Origin of the sequence: Aeribacillus sp. FSL W8-0870 (genome assembly GCF_037963755.1) — a bacterium.
GTDB lineage: Bacteria > Bacillota > Bacilli > Bacillales > Aeribacillaceae > Aeribacillus > Aeribacillus composti.
Genome location: NZ_CP150165.1, coordinates 3534128 through 3550346 on the forward strand (window position 1 = coordinate 3534128; position 16219 = coordinate 3550346).

General features: G+C 40.0%; 14 protein-coding genes. 1 reads left to right on the forward strand and 13 read right to left on the reverse strand.

The features are described from left to right. Window positions 1-122: 122 nt before the first annotated feature. The 3 genes from katA to NSU02_RS17180 form a co-directional block, all read right to left on the reverse strand. Complete coding sequence (gene katA, locus NSU02_RS17170; RefSeq protein WP_117017086.1) at window positions 123-1586, reverse strand: catalase KatA; 1464 nt, start codon at window positions 1584-1586, stop codon at window positions 123-125. Window positions 1587-1883: 297 nt separating this feature from the next. Further along, window positions 1884-3143 carry a group II intron reverse transcriptase/maturase gene (ltrA, locus tag NSU02_RS17175; protein WP_094245397.1) on the reverse strand — a complete coding sequence of 420 codons (1260 nt, stop codon included), beginning with the start codon at window positions 3141-3143 and terminating at the stop codon, window positions 1884-1886. Between the two features lie 783 nt (window positions 3144-3926). After that, window positions 3927-5129 (reverse strand): MFS transporter, encoded by a 1203-nt coding sequence (locus NSU02_RS17180; RefSeq protein WP_063386806.1) that lies wholly within the window; start codon window positions 5127-5129, stop codon window positions 3927-3929. A gap of 160 nt (window positions 5130-5289) precedes the next feature. On the opposite strand from NSU02_RS17180, the gene NSU02_RS17185 reads away from it, so the two are divergent. After that, entirely contained in the window at window positions 5290-6258 is a 969-nt protein-coding gene (locus NSU02_RS17185; protein ID WP_327873286.1) for a hypothetical protein, read from the forward strand. Between the two features lie 291 nt (window positions 6259-6549). Here NSU02_RS17185 and NSU02_RS17190 read toward each other — a convergent pair whose 3' ends face one another. From NSU02_RS17190 to NSU02_RS17235, 10 genes are all read right to left on the reverse strand, one after another. Further along, window positions 6550-7623, reverse strand: coding sequence for an ABC transporter substrate-binding protein (locus tag NSU02_RS17190; protein WP_063386808.1), 1074 nt, complete (start codon window positions 7621-7623; stop codon window positions 6550-6552). Beyond that, window positions 7620-8423 (reverse strand): ABC transporter permease, encoded by an 804-nt coding sequence (locus NSU02_RS17195; RefSeq protein WP_130157449.1) that lies wholly within the window; start codon window positions 8421-8423, stop codon window positions 7620-7622. The genes NSU02_RS17190 and NSU02_RS17195 overlap by 4 nt, the downstream gene beginning before the upstream one ends. Before the next feature lie 10 nt (window positions 8424-8433). After that, entirely contained in the window at window positions 8434-9225 is a 792-nt protein-coding gene (locus NSU02_RS17200) for an ABC transporter permease (protein ID WP_063386810.1), read from the reverse strand. Next, window positions 9215-10294, reverse strand: coding sequence for an ABC transporter ATP-binding protein (locus NSU02_RS17205; protein WP_063386811.1), 1080 nt, complete (start codon window positions 10292-10294; stop codon window positions 9215-9217). The genes NSU02_RS17200 and NSU02_RS17205 overlap by 11 nt, the downstream gene beginning before the upstream one ends. A gap of 26 nt (window positions 10295-10320) precedes the next feature. Beyond that, window positions 10321-10863, reverse strand: coding sequence for an XRE family transcriptional regulator (locus tag NSU02_RS17210; RefSeq protein WP_066250024.1), 543 nt, complete (start codon window positions 10861-10863; stop codon window positions 10321-10323). 178 nt (window positions 10864-11041) lie between these two features. Next, window positions 11042-12028 (reverse strand): HD domain-containing phosphohydrolase, encoded by a 987-nt coding sequence (locus tag NSU02_RS17215; RefSeq protein WP_339193374.1) that lies wholly within the window; start codon window positions 12026-12028, stop codon window positions 11042-11044. A 63-nt stretch (window positions 12029-12091) separates the two neighbouring features. After that, window positions 12092-12655 (reverse strand): shikimate kinase, encoded by a 564-nt coding sequence (locus NSU02_RS17220; protein WP_063386814.1) that lies wholly within the window; start codon window positions 12653-12655, stop codon window positions 12092-12094. Between the two features lie 38 nt (window positions 12656-12693). Beyond that, the gene (locus NSU02_RS17225; RefSeq protein ID WP_066250028.1) at window positions 12694-13710 is read right to left on the reverse strand and encodes a LacI family DNA-binding transcriptional regulator; all 1017 of its coding nucleotides are present in this window, start codon (window positions 13708-13710) and stop codon (window positions 12694-12696) included. Window positions 13711-14303: 593 nt separating this feature from the next. Beyond that, a complete protein-coding gene (locus NSU02_RS17230; RefSeq protein ID WP_063386816.1) occupies window positions 14304-15587 on the reverse strand; it encodes a TRAP transporter large permease subunit in 1284 nt (427 codons plus the stop codon). Then, window positions 15588-16172 carry a TRAP transporter small permease gene (locus tag NSU02_RS17235; protein WP_066250031.1) on the reverse strand — a complete coding sequence of 195 codons (585 nt, stop codon included), beginning with the start codon at window positions 16170-16172 and terminating at the stop codon, window positions 15588-15590. Window positions 16173-16219 lie beyond the last annotated feature (47 nt).

Here is a 16219-nt window from a genome sequence, read left to right on the forward strand (position 1 = left end):
CATGAACCTCCTTGAGAATGGTTTGGTGACACATCTATTCTAATCAAGGAATCGGGTTCATGTCTCCTTTTTTGTTCGGATGTAAATTTATGTTAGTGAATTTGCTCATCTACAGATATTTATTAACCTTTTTTTACTTCTTCAGGCACTTGCAAACCAAGACCTTCTGCAACGCGGGTGCCATATTCAGGATCTGCTTTGTAGAAGTGGCCGATTTGGCGGAGTTTTATTTCCTCCAGCTTAACTGGCTTCATTGAATTTACAATATTTTCAATAAGGCGTGCTCTTTCATCTTCACTCATGAGACGGTATAAGTCGCCCGCTTGAGTATAATGGTCATCATGGTCATAAGGAACGTTTTCCGCAACACCTGATACTGGGTATGATGCTTGTTTTGCTTCAGGTGTTTCTTTTGGACCGCCAAAGCTGTTTGGTTCATAATATACAGAGCCTCCGCCATTTGAGTCAAAGCGCATAAATCCATCGCGTTGATAGTTGTTCACTTCAACTCGCGGACGGTTGATTGGAAGTGAGTTATAGTTTGCCCCGATGCGGTAGCGATGTGCATCATGATATGCAAAGAGACGACCTTGCAGCATTTTGTCCGGCGATACATCGACTCCTGGAACTAGGTTTCCCGGTGAGAATGCAGCTTGCTCAACTTCTGCAAAATAGTTTTCAGGGTTTTTATTTAATACTAATTTTCCTACTTCAATTAATGGATAATCTTTGTGAGACCATACTTTTGTCACGTCAAATGGATCCCATCTGTATGTGTTGGCATCTTCAAGCGGCATGATTTGCACATAAAGCGTCCAAGAAGGATAGTCTCCGTTTTCAATCGCATTGAATAAATCCTCTGTATGATAATCCGGATTTTCTCCGGCAATTTTTACAGCTGTTTTCGTATCAAGGTTTTTTATACCTTGGTCAGTTTTGAAATGATATTTGATCCAGACGCTTTCCCCGTCTTCGTTTGTCCATTTAAATGTATGGCTTCCATAACCATTCATATGACGGTATGTTGCCGGAATTCCGCGATCTCCCATCAAATAAGTTACTTGGTGCAATGATTCAGGCGATAGAGACCAAAAATCCCATACGGCAGTAGGATTTTTCAAATGTGTTTTTGGATCGCGTTTTTGTGTGTGGATAAAATCAGGGAATTTAATCGCATCGCGAATGAAGAAAATCGGCGTGTTGTTTCCTACGATGTCATAGTTTCCTTCTTCTGTGTAAAACTTAACGGCAAAACCGCGCGGATCGCGGACCGTATCAGCGGAGCCAAGCTCACCTGCAACAGTTGAGAATCTTACAAATACTGGTGTTCGCTTGCCTACTCCGTTGAAAACTTTCGCTTTCGTATATTTTGACATATCATTTGTCACTTCAAAGTATCCGTGAGCACCGGCACCTTTTGCGTGAACAACTCGTTCAGGAACTCTTTCTCTATTAAAATGGGCTAGTTTTTCCAGAAGATGTACGTCTTGAATTAATGTCGGACCTCGATGGCCTGCTGTCATCGAATTTTGATTGTCCCCTACAGGAGCACCCCAGCTCGTCGTAAGCTTTTTATTCTCTCCCATTTACCGATCACCTCATAATTTAAAATAATATTTCTCTAATCATTACAACTATATGATAACATATTTTAATTAAAAATCAATAGTAAATTATAATAATTTTAATAAAGGAGTTTGAAACCGTTGATCTATCAATCAATGAACCTCGTTTATTATCAATTAGCCACTATTTTTTTCATGTTGTTCTGTTTATTTTCTTTGAAAAGTTGTTTAAAAAAAATTGGCAATCGAGTAGGAGGGGGTGACTAACCCCCGACCTCTCACACCACCGTACGTACCGTTCGGTATACGGCGGTTCAATTAAGTATGACGTAGTGCTTGATATCTTTCGAATAGACTTCTTAACCCTCGACGCTTCCAATAGGAGTTGTCGAGGGTTTTGTGTAGAATGGGACTGCAGGCAATCCGCCAATATTTCTTGCGTGTATTGCCCCATTCGAATGCTTTATGGCTTGGAACTTCTAATCCTCTGAGTTTCCGAATTCTTGTTTTCGGGGTTTTCCATTCTTTCCACAAACACATCCGAAGCCTTCGTCTAATCCATTCATCAAATTCTTTGAACTTACTTGGTGTTTCTGCCAAGGCAAAATATCCGCACCATCCCATTAAATACTTATTCAGTTTCTCAATCCTTTTCTCCATTGGATACGGTTTCGACCTTGATGTAATTTCACGGATCTTGTTCTTCAAACGTTTCACACTTTCGTTCGCAATCCGTACCTTTGGAGTCTTATTGAGTGTGAAGCTGAAACCGAGAAACTTCCGTTTCCAAGGACGGTCTACCGCCGATTTCTCTTTATTTACCTTGAGCTTTAACTCCTTCTCTATAAAGTTCGTAATGGAGTTCATGACACGAATTCCTGCTTTCTTTGTTTTCACATAGATGTTACAGTCATCCGCATACCGAACAAACTTATGTCCACGTTTCTCAAGCTCTTTATCCAATTCATGAAGCATGATGTTTGATAAAAGTGGACTAAGCGGGCCGCCTTGAGGCGTTCCCATGTCCGTTTCCATTACCACTCCATTGATCATCACGCCTGATTGAAGATACCGGCGAATTACCTTCAGTAGAATTCGATCTTTGATCGTTTTCGCCAAGATCCCCATCAGTTTGTCGTGATTCACCTTGTCAAAGAATTTCTCTAGGTCTATATCGACTACCCAACGATATCCTTCTTTGATATAACCCTTTGCTTCCCTAACCGCATCATGTCCCCTTCTACCTGGTCGGAAACCATAGCTATGGTTCGAGAAGGTCGGATCAAAGATTTTCGTCAACACTTGGGCAATCGCTTGTTGGATGAAACGATCCGTCACGGTAGGGATCCCTAGAAGTCTTACTCCACCGTTCGGTTTCGGGATTTCGACTCGACGGACGGGTAAGGGCTTGTAGGTTCCTTCTCTCAACGACTGTCGAATGGAGTCCCAATTTTCGTAGAGGTGTCTTCGTAGGTCTTTTACGGACATGCCATCTACTCCGTGACCTCCTTTATTCTGTTCGACTCGTTTCAGTGCCGCCAGGAGATTTTCCCGTGACAAAATCATTTCCATCAACATTGATATCCTCTCCACGTGAACGAATTCTTCTATTTGTGCCATCTTCTGCTCCACCCTCTTGAAGTCCCCCGTGGGATTCACCACTTCCTCCTTCAAGTAAGTCCTATCGGATTGTCTGCTTCCACACAGAAGGTGAACGCCTAGCGATTCGTTCTCCTTAATTGTTCAGTCCTTCCTCTTTCGTCTCGAGCTCGAAAAGAGTACTATGACTTCTGCTGACTTCTGACTGTTCAGTTATCTATCACTAGATAGGTTACCAAGGTTACTTGGCGTGCCAGCCAGACCTCCCCGGGTAAGTACATGCACTTTCACACCATCTATCCGCCTCATTTACTCGATATGACCTTCGACAGAAAGAGCTTTGTTTTGTTTCGCAAACTCACTCAATCATACCTAGCCTTATATGAGGTTCGTGTTCCTCGGACCGGTGTTTTGCCTCCAGCTTCCTTCAGATTCCGCGTCACCACGGACACCCTTGCTCTTGGCTAACCTCTACTTCTGTCTTCGGGGTTCGGGACTTACACCCTATAGTTCATGTACATGCCGGGCGCACGAAAAAAACGGCTGAGCAAATATAGCTCAGCCGCTACAAATTGAGAGGTTCTTATGGAAGCTATCGAATTGAAACTGAAAAAACAACATACATAGATGAAAAAGACCGTTGATCTCTCCGTGCAAAAACAGCCAGCCATTTTCATTTATGGCAAGATGTCATTTCATATTCCCAAGCAATATAGGATTCAACGCTAATATGAAAAAATGTTCGTATTCCACTTTATCTCTTTACGAAGAGATTCGCTCCGCTTTCCTTTCCATGCGGGAGCTTGGAATGAATAAAGACAGAAAAGCAGCTGCAAAGGCAAGCAGGCCTGTTGCAAGAAACACTTCATAAAAACCGATGTGATCTGCAATAAAGCCCGCTAACATCGGACCAGTGAAAATGCCGATTGCATAAAATGATTGATAAAAGCCCATTGCGGTCGTCCGATATGCTTCTTGACAGCTTTGAATAACCATCGCAAGCAGCAGCGGAAAAATAAAACCAAGCCAAAACCCTATGAAAATATGCATGAAGCAAATCCATAGAATCGAATTTGACAACGGCAACAGAAGATGAAATAATCCGCTTAAAATAAATGAAAGCAAAAGCAGTTGTTTTTGCTTTCGAACAGGAAAATAGGCAAGCAGCAATGATGCAGCTGCATGCGGAATAAAAAAGGAAGTGACGACCCAAAAAAACACGGACTCACTAAATCCGATTTTCGAGACATAAACCGGTGTAAATCCAAAAATCGTCATAAACAAAATTCCGTGTCCGGCAAGCGATAAAGCTGAGATGCCCCAAAGCGGCTTGATGCCGAGAACATATTTTAATTGACTCATATATTTGAAATCAATAAGATTCACCTTATCGCCGATTTCTTTAATGCGAAATGAAAGAATAAGACCAATCAAAGCCATGACGGTCCCAATGAGAAACGGCATTTCCCAGCCGAACCACTCTACAATTTTCCCGCTGATAGCCATGCTAATAAATTGGGAAACGACCGTCATAAACTGGAGAATTCCCATCGCTTTGGAAGATTGACTTTCCGTAAAATATTGAGCGTATAATGTAGTAGCCATTACCCACATCGACGCGGTAATTCCTGAAAGAAGTCTTGCAATAAAAATCGGGATAAATGATTGAAAGAAAAGAAACAGGATTCCGCTGGCAAACGCCATAAAAAAACCAGCTATAAGCATTCCTTTTCTCATTTGCCCTAAATAGTCTGATAAAACTCCAAGAGGCAAACGAATCAAAATCTGGGTGATGCCGTAACTGCCAAAAATAATGCCAACAAGTGAATAGTCAAACTGCAAATGTTCTAAATAAACCCCAAAGATTGGAACATAAATATAAATGGAAAACCAAAAGCAAAAGATAACTGTTAAAAAAATAATATGATCTTTTTTCCCTGCTATATTTATTTTTTGAACGTTCATCGCCAAAACCTTTCTATATGATTAAATAGGAATTTTTTGCTCTTTCCATTTTACGATATTTTTGAAATTATACAATATTCGAGTTTCACGAAAATCGTTTCTATAAATTTCCTATTCCAATAGTATAATTAAGATATATATAGTGTTGTGGAGGGATATTATGACTGAGCTTTTAGTAGGAATGATCATTGGTATTTTCATTATGTTCATCGTTGTCAATATCAATAAAACGAAGAAAAAAAGATCATTAAAGCTTGTTCAAGAGGCTGTCCCGGCAGAATTAGCCTGCCGCATTCCAGAAGGGCTGCCAATTATCTCTCGTTTGGAAGACTCTCTAAACTCAGAATATATGGAAAAAGTAAAGAAAAGAGTGTTAGCAAATCATCCTAGTTGGACCGAAACGGACTTTAACTGGCGCCTATTTGAATTAAAAAGATATTTTTTGTTGGCAGGAATTTTAAAATCAGTTCCAATGTTCAGCGATGAAGTGGATGAAATATGGCATGAAATGATTATGTTTACGAAAGAATACGAAAATTTTTCAAAAAAATTTTTTGGATCATTTCTGCATCACAGCCCTAATGTGGAACGGACACCGATTCCTCACGAAAGAGCCCTTTTTGATTGGATGTATTTGCACTTATTTGAAATCTATCCAAACAGCACGAAGCTGTGGGGAGGCTTTTTAAAAAATCCGCTAAGCAAAACACTTTTGGAAGAAGTTCGCTCAGCTAGTGACGAAAAACTGTTTGATAAATATTTTCGTTCGTTTGACCCGATCAAGCCATTACAAACAAAGCTGCTTGAACAGCTGAAAAACGATATTGAAAAAGCAGAAGAAATGAAACGACAAAACAAATCGCTCCGCAAGGAAATAAAAACAGACGATACGTACTCGATGCTGCTGCCGGCTATGGTATTTTTATCGCTGTACGAGCAGGACAGTTATACAGAAAAAATGTCGCAGCTTTTGAATAAGGATGCAGGGACAAGCGGAGGTTCTGTTTATGCATGCGGGGCTGCACTCAGCGATTCCAATGATCATTCAGGGGGTTCCGGATGCTCTTCTTCAGGATGCTCCAGTTCAAATTGCGGAAGCAGCTGCGGCGGAGGATGCGGCAGCAGCTAAGGAAATGTTCATAACCACACTCTTTTAAAGGTGAGCGCGATGAGCAGAAACCGGCAAAGTGCCGATTCTTGTTTTCGATTTTAAAAGCCCATATGCGCATTTTTTCTATGCTGCAAACAGCTGCCCTTCAAAATACCATTAGATCTACTATGCATCCATTTTTACAGTACATAAGGGTAGCTTATGCCGTATATGTTCCAACAACAGCTCGTTCTTGCTTCAAAGATCAGATTTCGCAAAAATCATTAAAAAACCATCGCCTCCCAAATTGAGGATGGCGATGGTTTCCTTTTATTTCGAGTGCATTTTAAATTCTAAAAATAAATCATTATAATAGGAAAGCATTCGTTTCCCTAGGTTTTCATACACTTCCAATTTATCCGTTAATTCAGGGGACGGGTAAAACCGCTCATCTTCAGAAATCTCTTTCGGCAAGTATTCAAGCGCCTTTTCATTTGGAGTAGAGTAGCCGACATATTCAGCATTTTGCGCAGCCACTTTCGGGTCTAGCATAAAGTTGATAAATTTATGAGCGCCTTCTATGTTTTTGGCCGTTTTCGGAATAACCATATTATCAAACCAAAGATTAGAGCCTTCTTTCGGCACCACGTAATCTAGCTTCTCATTTTCCCACATGATATCTGCAGCATCTCCCGACCAGACGAGAGCGGCACCTGCTTCTTCGTTTGCCATCAGCATTTTGATTTCATCTCCAACGATCGCCTTCACGTTTGGAGTCAGTTTATCCAGTTTCTTTTTCGCTTCTAGCAAATGGTCTTTGTTCGTATCATTCAACGAGTAACCAAGACTGTTCAATCCCATTCCGATTACCTCTCGGGCGCCGTCGACAAGAAGTATTTGATTTTTCATATCTTTATCCCATAAATCATTCCAGCTGTCGATCTTTTTTCCCCCGAGAGCTTCCGGATTATACAAAATGCCGACCGTTCCCCAAAAATATGGAATGGAATATTTATTCCCCGGATCAAACGATAAATTTAGAAAACGGGGGTTGATATATTTTAAATTAGGAATTTTCGAATGATCAATCGGAATAAGAAGACCTTCTTCCTTCATTTTGCTAATGGCATACTCAGAAGGGACGGCAATATCAAATGTTGTTCCTCCTTGGGAAATTTTTGTCATCATCGCTTCATTTGAATCAAATGTTTGGTAAATCACTTTTATACCTGTTTCTTTTTCAAAACGGTCGATCAATTCCGGATCAATATATTCTCCCCAGTTGTAAATCGTAAGGGTATTATCACCGGAGTAGCCTTCAGATGCATTCAGTCTCGCAATAAAAAACAGGATGGCAAACGAAGCGATAAATACTATCGCAAACATCTGCACAATTTTTTTCATTTCCGTCCCCCCAATCTTCCCGGACGATTATAGCGCAGCGTGATGAAATAATAGCCGATCACAAGCAAAATCGTTAAAAGGAAAATGAGTGTTGACAAAGCATTAATGGTAAGGGAAATGCCTTGTCGAGCCATTGAATATATTTCAACAGATAAAGTGGAAAAACCATTTCCAGTAACAAAGAATGTAACGGCGAAATCGTCCAAAGAATAGGTTAAAGCCATAAAAAATCCAGCAAAAATCCCAGGGGTAATGTAGGGAATTACTACTTTTGTTATGACATTCCACTGGCTCGCCCCTAAATCTCTTGCCGCATCGATTAATGTCGGGCTCATTTCCTGAAGCTTTGGCAATACCATCAATACGACAATCGGCACACTAAAGGCGATATGAGACAGCAAAACAGAAATAAAACCAAGCTGAATGCCGACAATGGTAAACAAAATTAAAAAGGAAGCTCCGATGATGACATCAGGACTGACTAATAGAACATTATTTAACGAAAGCAATGTATTTTTCACCCGTCTTGTTTTGACGGAGTAAATGGCGAGCGCACCGAAAACGCCGATGATCGTTGAAATCGCCGCAGAAAGCAAAGCAATTACAATCGTATTCAGTACAATAATCAATAGACGCACATCCTGCAGGACTTCTTTATACCAGTCCAACGTAAAATTTTCAAAATGATGCATTTTTCCGCCGCTGTTAAACGAGTAATAAATAAGGTAGAAAATCGGAGCGTATAAGATGAAAAATACGATGATTAAATATATATTTGAAACCTTCCATTTTCTGTTCATTTTTCATCCCTCACTTCCGATTTCCTGTTAAAAACATGATGATCACCATTGCAAGAATTAAAAAGACCGCAATGGTTGCTCCCATTCCCCAGTTTTGAGTAACTAGGAAATGCTGCTCTATTGCTGTGCCAAGCGTAATTACCCGGTTTCCTGCAATCAAGCGGGTAATCATAAATAACGATAATGCAGGAATAAACACTGCTTGGCATCCGGATTTAACACCGTCCAGCGTCAGCGGAAAAATGACCCGGCGGAACGTAATCCAAGGGGATGCTCCGAGATCCTTAGCTGCATCTACAAGCGTTGGATTTAATTTTTCTAAAGCATTAAAAATCGGCAAAATCATAAATGGAACGAAAATATAGACAGAAACAAACACAAAGCTGAAATCTGTAAATAATATTTGTTTAGCACCGACACCAATTAATTCCAAAAAATGATTGGCTATTCCATAGGTTCCAAAAATGCCGAGAAAGGCGTATGCTTTTAACAGCAAATTGATCCACATCGGCAAAATGATTAACAAAAGCCAAAGCTGCTTATGTTTTGTTTTCGTTAATAAAAGAGCTGTCGGATAAGCGATCAATAGCGAAAAGGCTGTAATTAAAAACGCATACCAAAATGAGCTTAACGCCATTTTCAAATAGACCGGCGTGAAAAATTTCTCGTAGTTTTCAAAAGAAAATGTTCCTTCAATGTTAAAAAACGAATAATAAATGATAAGCAGAATCGGAACGACAACAAATAGTAAGATCCATAACACATATGGTAAGAAGTATAAAGCGCGAATATTACTTTTCATCGGCAACACCAATACGAGAATTTTCTTCTAAACGCATAACGTGTATTGCTTCCGGTTCAAAATAAAGACCAATTTCATCGCCGACTTCTGCCTTTTTTGTAGAATGAACAAGCCACTCGTTGCCATCCTTATCATAACAGCAAATTTCATAATGAACTCCTCTAAACAGCTGGGAATCCACATAAACCTTCAGCTTTCCTTTTTCAGGTGTTGTTATTTCCAAGTCCTCCGGTCGAATTACCACTTCTACGTCCTCGTTCGGAGCAAAGCCTTTATCAACACATTCAAACTGCTTTCCGACAAATTCAACAAGATAATCTTGAATCATTTTTCCTGCGACAATATTCGATTCTCCGATAAAGTCTGCCACAAAGCGGTTAACAGGTTCATCATAAATATCTTTCGGCGTTCCACTTTGCTGAATTTTCCCCTTATTTAAAACAAAGATTTCATCAGACATTGCAAGAGCTTCCTCTTGGTCGTGTGTGACAAAAATAAATGTAATGCCGAGCCGGCGCTGAAGCTCCCGCAGCTCGTACTGCATTTCCGTGCGCAGCTTTAAATCAAGAGCTGACAACGGTTCGTCTAACAGAAGCACTTCCGGTTCATTGACTATCGCTCTCGCAATGGCGACCCGCTGCCGCTGTCCTCCTGACATCTCCTGAATGTTCCGTTGTTCATAGCCAGATAAGTTTACAAAACGAAGGGCATCTTTTACTTTTTGTTCAATGATATCCTTTTTCATTTTTTTAATTCTAAGGCCAAAGGCAACATTTTCAAACACATTCAGATGCGGAAAAAGGGCATAATCTTGAAACACTGTATTGACTTGACGTTTGTTCGGCGTTACATGGTTAATATTTTTTCCGTTAAAATAAATCGTGCCGCTGGTCGGTTCCGTAAATCCCGCAATTAGACGGAGAATGGTTGTTTTTCCGCATCCTGAAGGTCCAAGCAACGTGTAAAATTTTCCGCGTTCGATTTCAAAACTTACATTATCCAATACTGGCAAATCATCATCATATTTTTTTGTCACTTGTTCAAAACGAATAATTGTTTTATTGTTCATGACGTTTCCTCCAACCGCATCAAGAATTATAAATAAGATTCAGTTGCCACTAAAATTACTTGCGACATGCTTTCTGCCTCATTGACAATTTGATGCTCATCGGATGCATGATAATAAATGGATTCTCCTTCCTTTGCCACATACTTTTTTGTTCCGATCCGAACTTTTATTGTTCCTTTCAGAACATAGGCAAACGTTTCAGATAAGGATGGTTCAAAAACTTTAAACTCTCCTTTTTCAAACAACGTTAAAAGAATCGGCTCCATTTCTTTTTCATTTGATTCAGGAACAATCCATTCAACCTTATATCCTCTCTCTTGGTCAATAAATACTTTTCGTTCTTCTTTGCCGTAAACTACTTTTTGCTCGGCATCCTCATCATCGAAAAAATCTTTTGGATTGCATCCCAGCACATCCAATATATTCAGAAACGTTTCCAATGAGGGAGAGCTTAAATCTCTTTCCAATTGGGAAATGTATCCTTTAGACAAATCGGTTCGTTCGCTTAGCTCTTCTTGCGTCAGACCTTTTTTTATCCGCAAATTTCGAATTTTCCTCCCAATTTTCATCATAACAACCTCATTTGTTTAATACTAGTAAACTTTTTGTCAAAAAAAATTAATATATTTATCGAAAATTGTTTATTTCACGACGATTTATTATACACAATTACACAAAAAACACAATAAAAAATTTTCAAAAAAAGAAGGAAACTTTAGTTGATCTTCAACTAAAATTTCCTTCTGTTTAAAAATCCTTAATTGTCAGAAATGAGGCCACTACATCTGGATCAAAATGCGTATTTTGATGCTCCACTAAAAAATTCAACGCTTTTTCAATCGGCCATGCAACTTTATATGGACGGCTGCTCGTTAAAGCCTCAAACACATCGACAACCGCAACAATTCTAGCTTCTAAAGGAATTTCTGCTCCTTTCAAGTTTTTCGGATATCCCGTTCCATTCCATTTTTCATGGTGAAAGAGAATAATATTTTCGGCCACTTTATAGCTTTGCCTTAAAAAGTTATCTTTCAGTTTGCTTGTTATTTTTTTCAAAATGTCAAAGCCTATTAACGGATGCGTCTCCATAATTAAGCGTTCATATTTTGTTAGTGGTCCTGGTTTATATAAAATTCCTTCAGGTATGCCAGCTTTTCCTATATCATGCAAAATGCTGGAATAAGCAACATTTCTCATATATTCTTCTGATAAATTAAGATTATGATAGCTGTTGTGAGCATAAATGAGCTTTTCAGTTAGTTTTCGAACGTTGATCAAATGATCCTCAATGCTTGGATCTTGAATTTCACAAGAAATCGCCAGCACTTCCAATATTGATTTTTTTGTTTCTTCTATTTGCTCCTGCGGAACGTATGCTCCGCTGTCCAGCTGCTCCAATTCCCGAAAAATTCCTACAAAAAACAGTTCATCTTCTATTAGAATAGGAGTTATCGTTATAGATGAGTGCCATAATTCTCCTGATTTCTTACGATTCACAAAAACACCGGACCAAGGCTTTTTTTCCGATAATGCTTTTTTCATCGAAGCATAAGTTTGCTCCGGGGTCAAATGAGATTTAATGACACCTGCTCTTCTGCCGACAATGAAATCCTTTTTATATCCCGTTATTTGTTCATACGCATCGTTAACAGCGACGACAACATGATCTTTATCTGTCACAATGACAGCATCAGCCAGTTGAAGATAAGGAGACAATGAGTTTTCTACATTCATGTTTTTAAATCCCTTTCCCAAATCTCATCTTGCAAACTATTCATTTAAAGGGATAATCTCATATTATTGGTTCGGTTCATAGATGCTCCACGTTAATTTCACCGAATTTACAATTTCATCTGCTACTGTTTCAGGATCAAGATTATTGGTCGATACTTTTGAGTTATGGAGAGAGTATGCATTTTGCCGTTTTATAAACAATTTTTCAATTTCCTCCATTGATTTTTCCTTTAAAAGAGGGCGGTTCTCGACTAAAAGCGGCATTCGATCCTTCCAGCTGTCCCAAGATAAATCCAGCAAAAAGACGATGCAGTTTGATAAACAAGCATTGCGGACCTCTTCTTGTAAATAGGCTCCCCCTCCTAAAGATACAACCTTCAAGCGTGTGTTCGTGCAAATATCAACAATATACTCCTTTTCGATTTTTCGGAAATAATCTTCGCCAAATTTTTGAAATATTAACGAGATGGGCATATTTTGCTTTTTTTCAATCTCCTGATCCACATCAATGAAATCTCGGTACAGCTTTTTCGCGACCAACTGGCCAATAGTCGTTTTGCCGACTCCCATAAATCCAATTAAAACAATATTTTTTTCCCGAAGAGGGATTTCTACATGTTCCTTCATAACGCATCCACTTCCCTAGATTTCTTCATCATGGTGTGTCAGCTTGACTCCCGCACTACAAGCTCAGGCTGTAAAATCAGTTTTTTTGCCTCTTCTTCATCACCTTTCATTCTCCGATGCAAGAGATCAGCAGCTTTTGCACCGAGCCGATCAGGAAAAGCTGCAATGGTTGTTAAAGAAGGGCTGAATACCGCTGACTCCGGAATATTATCAAAACCAACCACAGCCACATCTTTGCCTGGAACAATGCCTTGTTCTTTTAATCCGAGCATAACACCAGATGCAACAACATCATTATAGCAAAAAACCCCGGTTGGAGGCTGAGGATGCTGCATAACTCGCTTAATCGCCTCTATTCCCCCTTGCCTAGTTGCGGGAGATTGGACAAACAGCGATTCATCCATTTCCAGCCCGGCTTGTTCAATCGCTTCACAAAATCCTTTTTTCCTGTCTGTCCATACTGATGAATTAGAAAAACCGCCCAAAAAAGCGATGCGGCGGTGGCCTTGTTCGATTAAATGTTCAGCCGCTATCCGTCCGCCTGCAACATTATCGATTCCGACATAATCAAACGGCTCTTCTGACAGCATTTTTCTCGCTACTAAAATAACAGGAATCCCCCATTGCTTTAACCGTTCTACCATATCTGGTGAACTGCCTGGGACAGGGCTCATAATTACCCCGCCGACACGATATTCAAGCATTGTCGCAAGCAGCGCATCTTGTTTATCAGGGGAATCAAACGTCGTTCCTAATATTACGGTATATCCTTCTTTATCTAAAGCTTCGTGAACGCCCACCAATAATTCCGAGAAAAAGGGGTTGCCGATCTCTGTTATAATCAAACCAACTGTTGAAGATTGGTGGGATCGTAAATTCGCTGCAACACGATCATATATATATCCCAACTCTTTTATCGATTTTAACACTTTTTCTCTTGTTTCTTTTGAAATATTTGGGCTGCCCCGAACAACAAGGGAAGCTGTAGCCCTCGACACACCCGCGTGTTTTGCAACCTCCTGCAGCGTCACGCGGGACTGTTTTTTTCGTCCCATCTGTCTAATCACCTGCTAACGCAATTAATCAACGAATTCAGTTGAGAAAAGTATACCTTTACATTTAAAACGTTGTCAATTTGTTTATTTCCATGCTTTACGGCTTTGAAAATGTTATAAATAATCACCTCCCTTCAGGCTGCAGGAGCACCACAAATCACCTGAAAAAATGGGCTGAAGTCGGTTTATATATAGACAAGAGCATAGATCAAATATGTACTTCTGTCGGGAGAAAGCCACCATATAACCGTTTCATAGATGGCTCCAAGTGATTCACCTTTGCCTGTTGTATGGATACCAAATGAAAAAAGCCCCGTTCGAAAAAGAAATCGTGCGATTGGAGGCAGTGGAATATCACCAAGAGAGTGAAGCTCGATGTGCGAAAGACAGCTTTTTTGAATAGGGAAAAATTCATTCAAGTACGAGTATCTGAAGAAAATCGCAAAATAAAAGATTTAATCATAAAAAACTGCACATTATTTCAGAAAAGGAGCTAATCATTTGCTCCATCCTTCCTGAAATAATGTGCAAATTAACAATACCTTCAGTCCAATCAAAGTATCTTTAAATCAGATAGTAAACACTTTAAAAATCTACATATCTGTAAACCATTGAAGCGGAACGGTAACAATGGACGGAAACAGAATAAGCAGTAAAAGAACAAGTGTTTCTGCAAGTAAAAAAGGCCATATTCCTTTCATAATGTCCTCCATTCCTATCTTTCCAACCCCACAAGCGACATTTAACACAGTACCAACTGGAGGAGTGAGCAATCCAATGCAGTTGTTCAGTATAAACAGCACCCCGAAGTACACCGGATCGATTCCCGCCTTTTCAATAATAGGCATTAAAACAGGAGTTAAAATCAGAACAGTAGGCGTCAAATCCATTGCCGTACCAACTAAAAGAACTAACGCATTAATTGCTAGCAGAAGCAGCAATTTGTTCTCGATTAACGGTCCAAGCATATCCGCAGCTATTGATGGAATATTGGCTACTGTTATCAACCAAGCTGACAACATTGCTGCTGCTACAAGAAACATTACAACGCTTGTTGTTTTTGCAGCAGCTACTAACACCTTAAACAAATCTTGTATTTTAAGTTCTCGATAAACAAACAACCCGACAAATAACGCATAAAATGCAGCTACAACAGCAGCCTCTGTCGGAGTAAAAATCCCGCCCCGAAGTCCTCCAACGATAATAGCTGGAAGTAAAAGCGCCCAAATAGCCTGACGGGTAGCAGACAATACTTCTTTTGCAGATTTTCGGGGGAAGACTTCTACCTGCTCTTTTCTTACCATTAACCACCAACAGACAACCAAGCATAAACCAATTAGAAGCCCTGGAATGATCCCTCCCATAAATAATTTTGTAATCGACACGCCGCTTGTTACCCCAAAAATAATCATCGGTATGCTCGGAGGGATGATCGGGGCAATAATACCGCCGGCTGCAATGAGGCCAGCAGACCGATTTCGGTCATATCCAGCCTTGACCATCATCGGAATCAGAATAGCGCCAAGAGCCGCCGTATCCGCTACCGCTGAACCGGATAAACCGGCGAAAAGGACGCTTGCCATGATCGCTACATATCCTAATCCTCCACGAATATGACCGACAAGAGACATGGCAAAGTTAATAATTCGATTAGAAATGCCTCCTGCGTTCATCAATTCTCCCGCAAGAATAAAGAAAGGAATAGCCATCATCGGAAAACTGTTCGCCCCATTAATGAGGTTCTGTGCCATAATTTGAGTGTCAAAAATATTCAGAAAAAACATGAGAGCAACACCGCTCACCAAAAGCGCAAACGCAATAGGCATCCCCAACGCCATGACACCAATTAATGAGCTGACAAAAACAACAAAAGCCATCTACCTCTCACCTCCTGCCATCCCTTGTTTTTTCCCATGATGTAATTCCACGATTTCTTCATGAACCGCTTCCATAATTTCATCCTCCGATTCTTTCATTCGGATAAGCTTTTCAAGCGTATTTGGCCGAAAGAGAGCCTGATAAATATTAAATATTACTATTATTCCCATTCCGATACTCACCACAATACCCATTCCATACACATAAGCGAGTGGCAAATTCGTGGCAGGAGCTCTGCTTTCCAAGCTGCTCATAGTGATCTTCCAGCTTCCATCCAGAAGCAGCCACAGTACATAAAGAACAATCGCATTACTTAAAATAAATACAATTCGCTTTGCCCCAAGCGGCAGCTTTTTTAAGAGTACATCCACCCCTAAATGGTCGTTATCTTTCAAAGCACCGATGGCTCCTAAAAACACCATCCAAACAAATAGATAACGCGACATTTCTTCCGACCATGTAATGCCGGAATGAAAAGCATAACGCAATACGACATTGCCAAAGACGAGAATTGCCATGGATGCTAAACATAACGCCATTAATATCTGCAACAGCTTATCTAGCATAAATGCAACCTTTTTCAACCGTACTTCCTCCTCACTTTCAAATAATTGGAAAATAACTCTTAAGA

Coding starts and splice junctions, on each gene's coding strand:
- katA (WP_117017086.1), bottom strand. CDS start 1,586: ATGGGAGAGAATAAAAAGCTTACGACGAGCTGGGGTGCTCCTGTAGGG.
- ltrA (WP_094245397.1), bottom strand. CDS start 3,143: ATGTTGATGGAAATGATTTTGTCACGGGAAAATCTCCTGGCGGCACTG.
- NSU02_RS17180 (WP_063386806.1), bottom strand. CDS start 5,129: ATGAACGTTCAAAAAATAAATATAGCAGGGAAAAAAGATCATATTATT.
- NSU02_RS17185 (WP_327873286.1), top strand. CDS start 5,290: ATGACTGAGCTTTTAGTAGGAATGATCATTGGTATTTTCATTATGTTC.
- NSU02_RS17190 (WP_063386808.1), bottom strand. CDS start 7,623: ATGAAAAAAATTGTGCAGATGTTTGCGATAGTATTTATCGCTTCGTTT.
- NSU02_RS17195 (WP_130157449.1), bottom strand. CDS start 8,423: ATGAACAGAAAATGGAAGGTTTCAAATATATATTTAATCATCGTATTT.
- NSU02_RS17200 (WP_063386810.1), bottom strand. CDS start 9,225: ATGAAAAGTAATATTCGCGCTTTATACTTCTTACCATATGTGTTATGG.
- NSU02_RS17205 (WP_063386811.1), bottom strand. CDS start 10,294: ATGAACAATAAAACAATTATTCGTTTTGAACAAGTGACAAAAAAATAT.
- NSU02_RS17210 (WP_066250024.1), bottom strand. CDS start 10,863: ATGAAAATTGGGAGGAAAATTCGAAATTTGCGGATAAAAAAAGGTCTG.
- NSU02_RS17215 (WP_339193374.1), bottom strand. CDS start 12,028: ATGAATGTAGAAAACTCATTGTCTCCTTATCTTCAACTGGCTGATGCT.
- NSU02_RS17220 (WP_063386814.1), bottom strand. CDS start 12,655: ATGAAGGAACATGTAGAAATCCCTCTTCGGGAAAAAAATATTGTTTTA.
- NSU02_RS17225 (WP_066250028.1), bottom strand. CDS start 13,710: ATGGGACGAAAAAAACAGTCCCGCGTGACGCTGCAGGAGGTTGCAAAA.
- NSU02_RS17230 (WP_063386816.1), bottom strand. CDS start 15,587: ATGGCTTTTGTTGTTTTTGTCAGCTCATTAATTGGTGTCATGGCGTTG.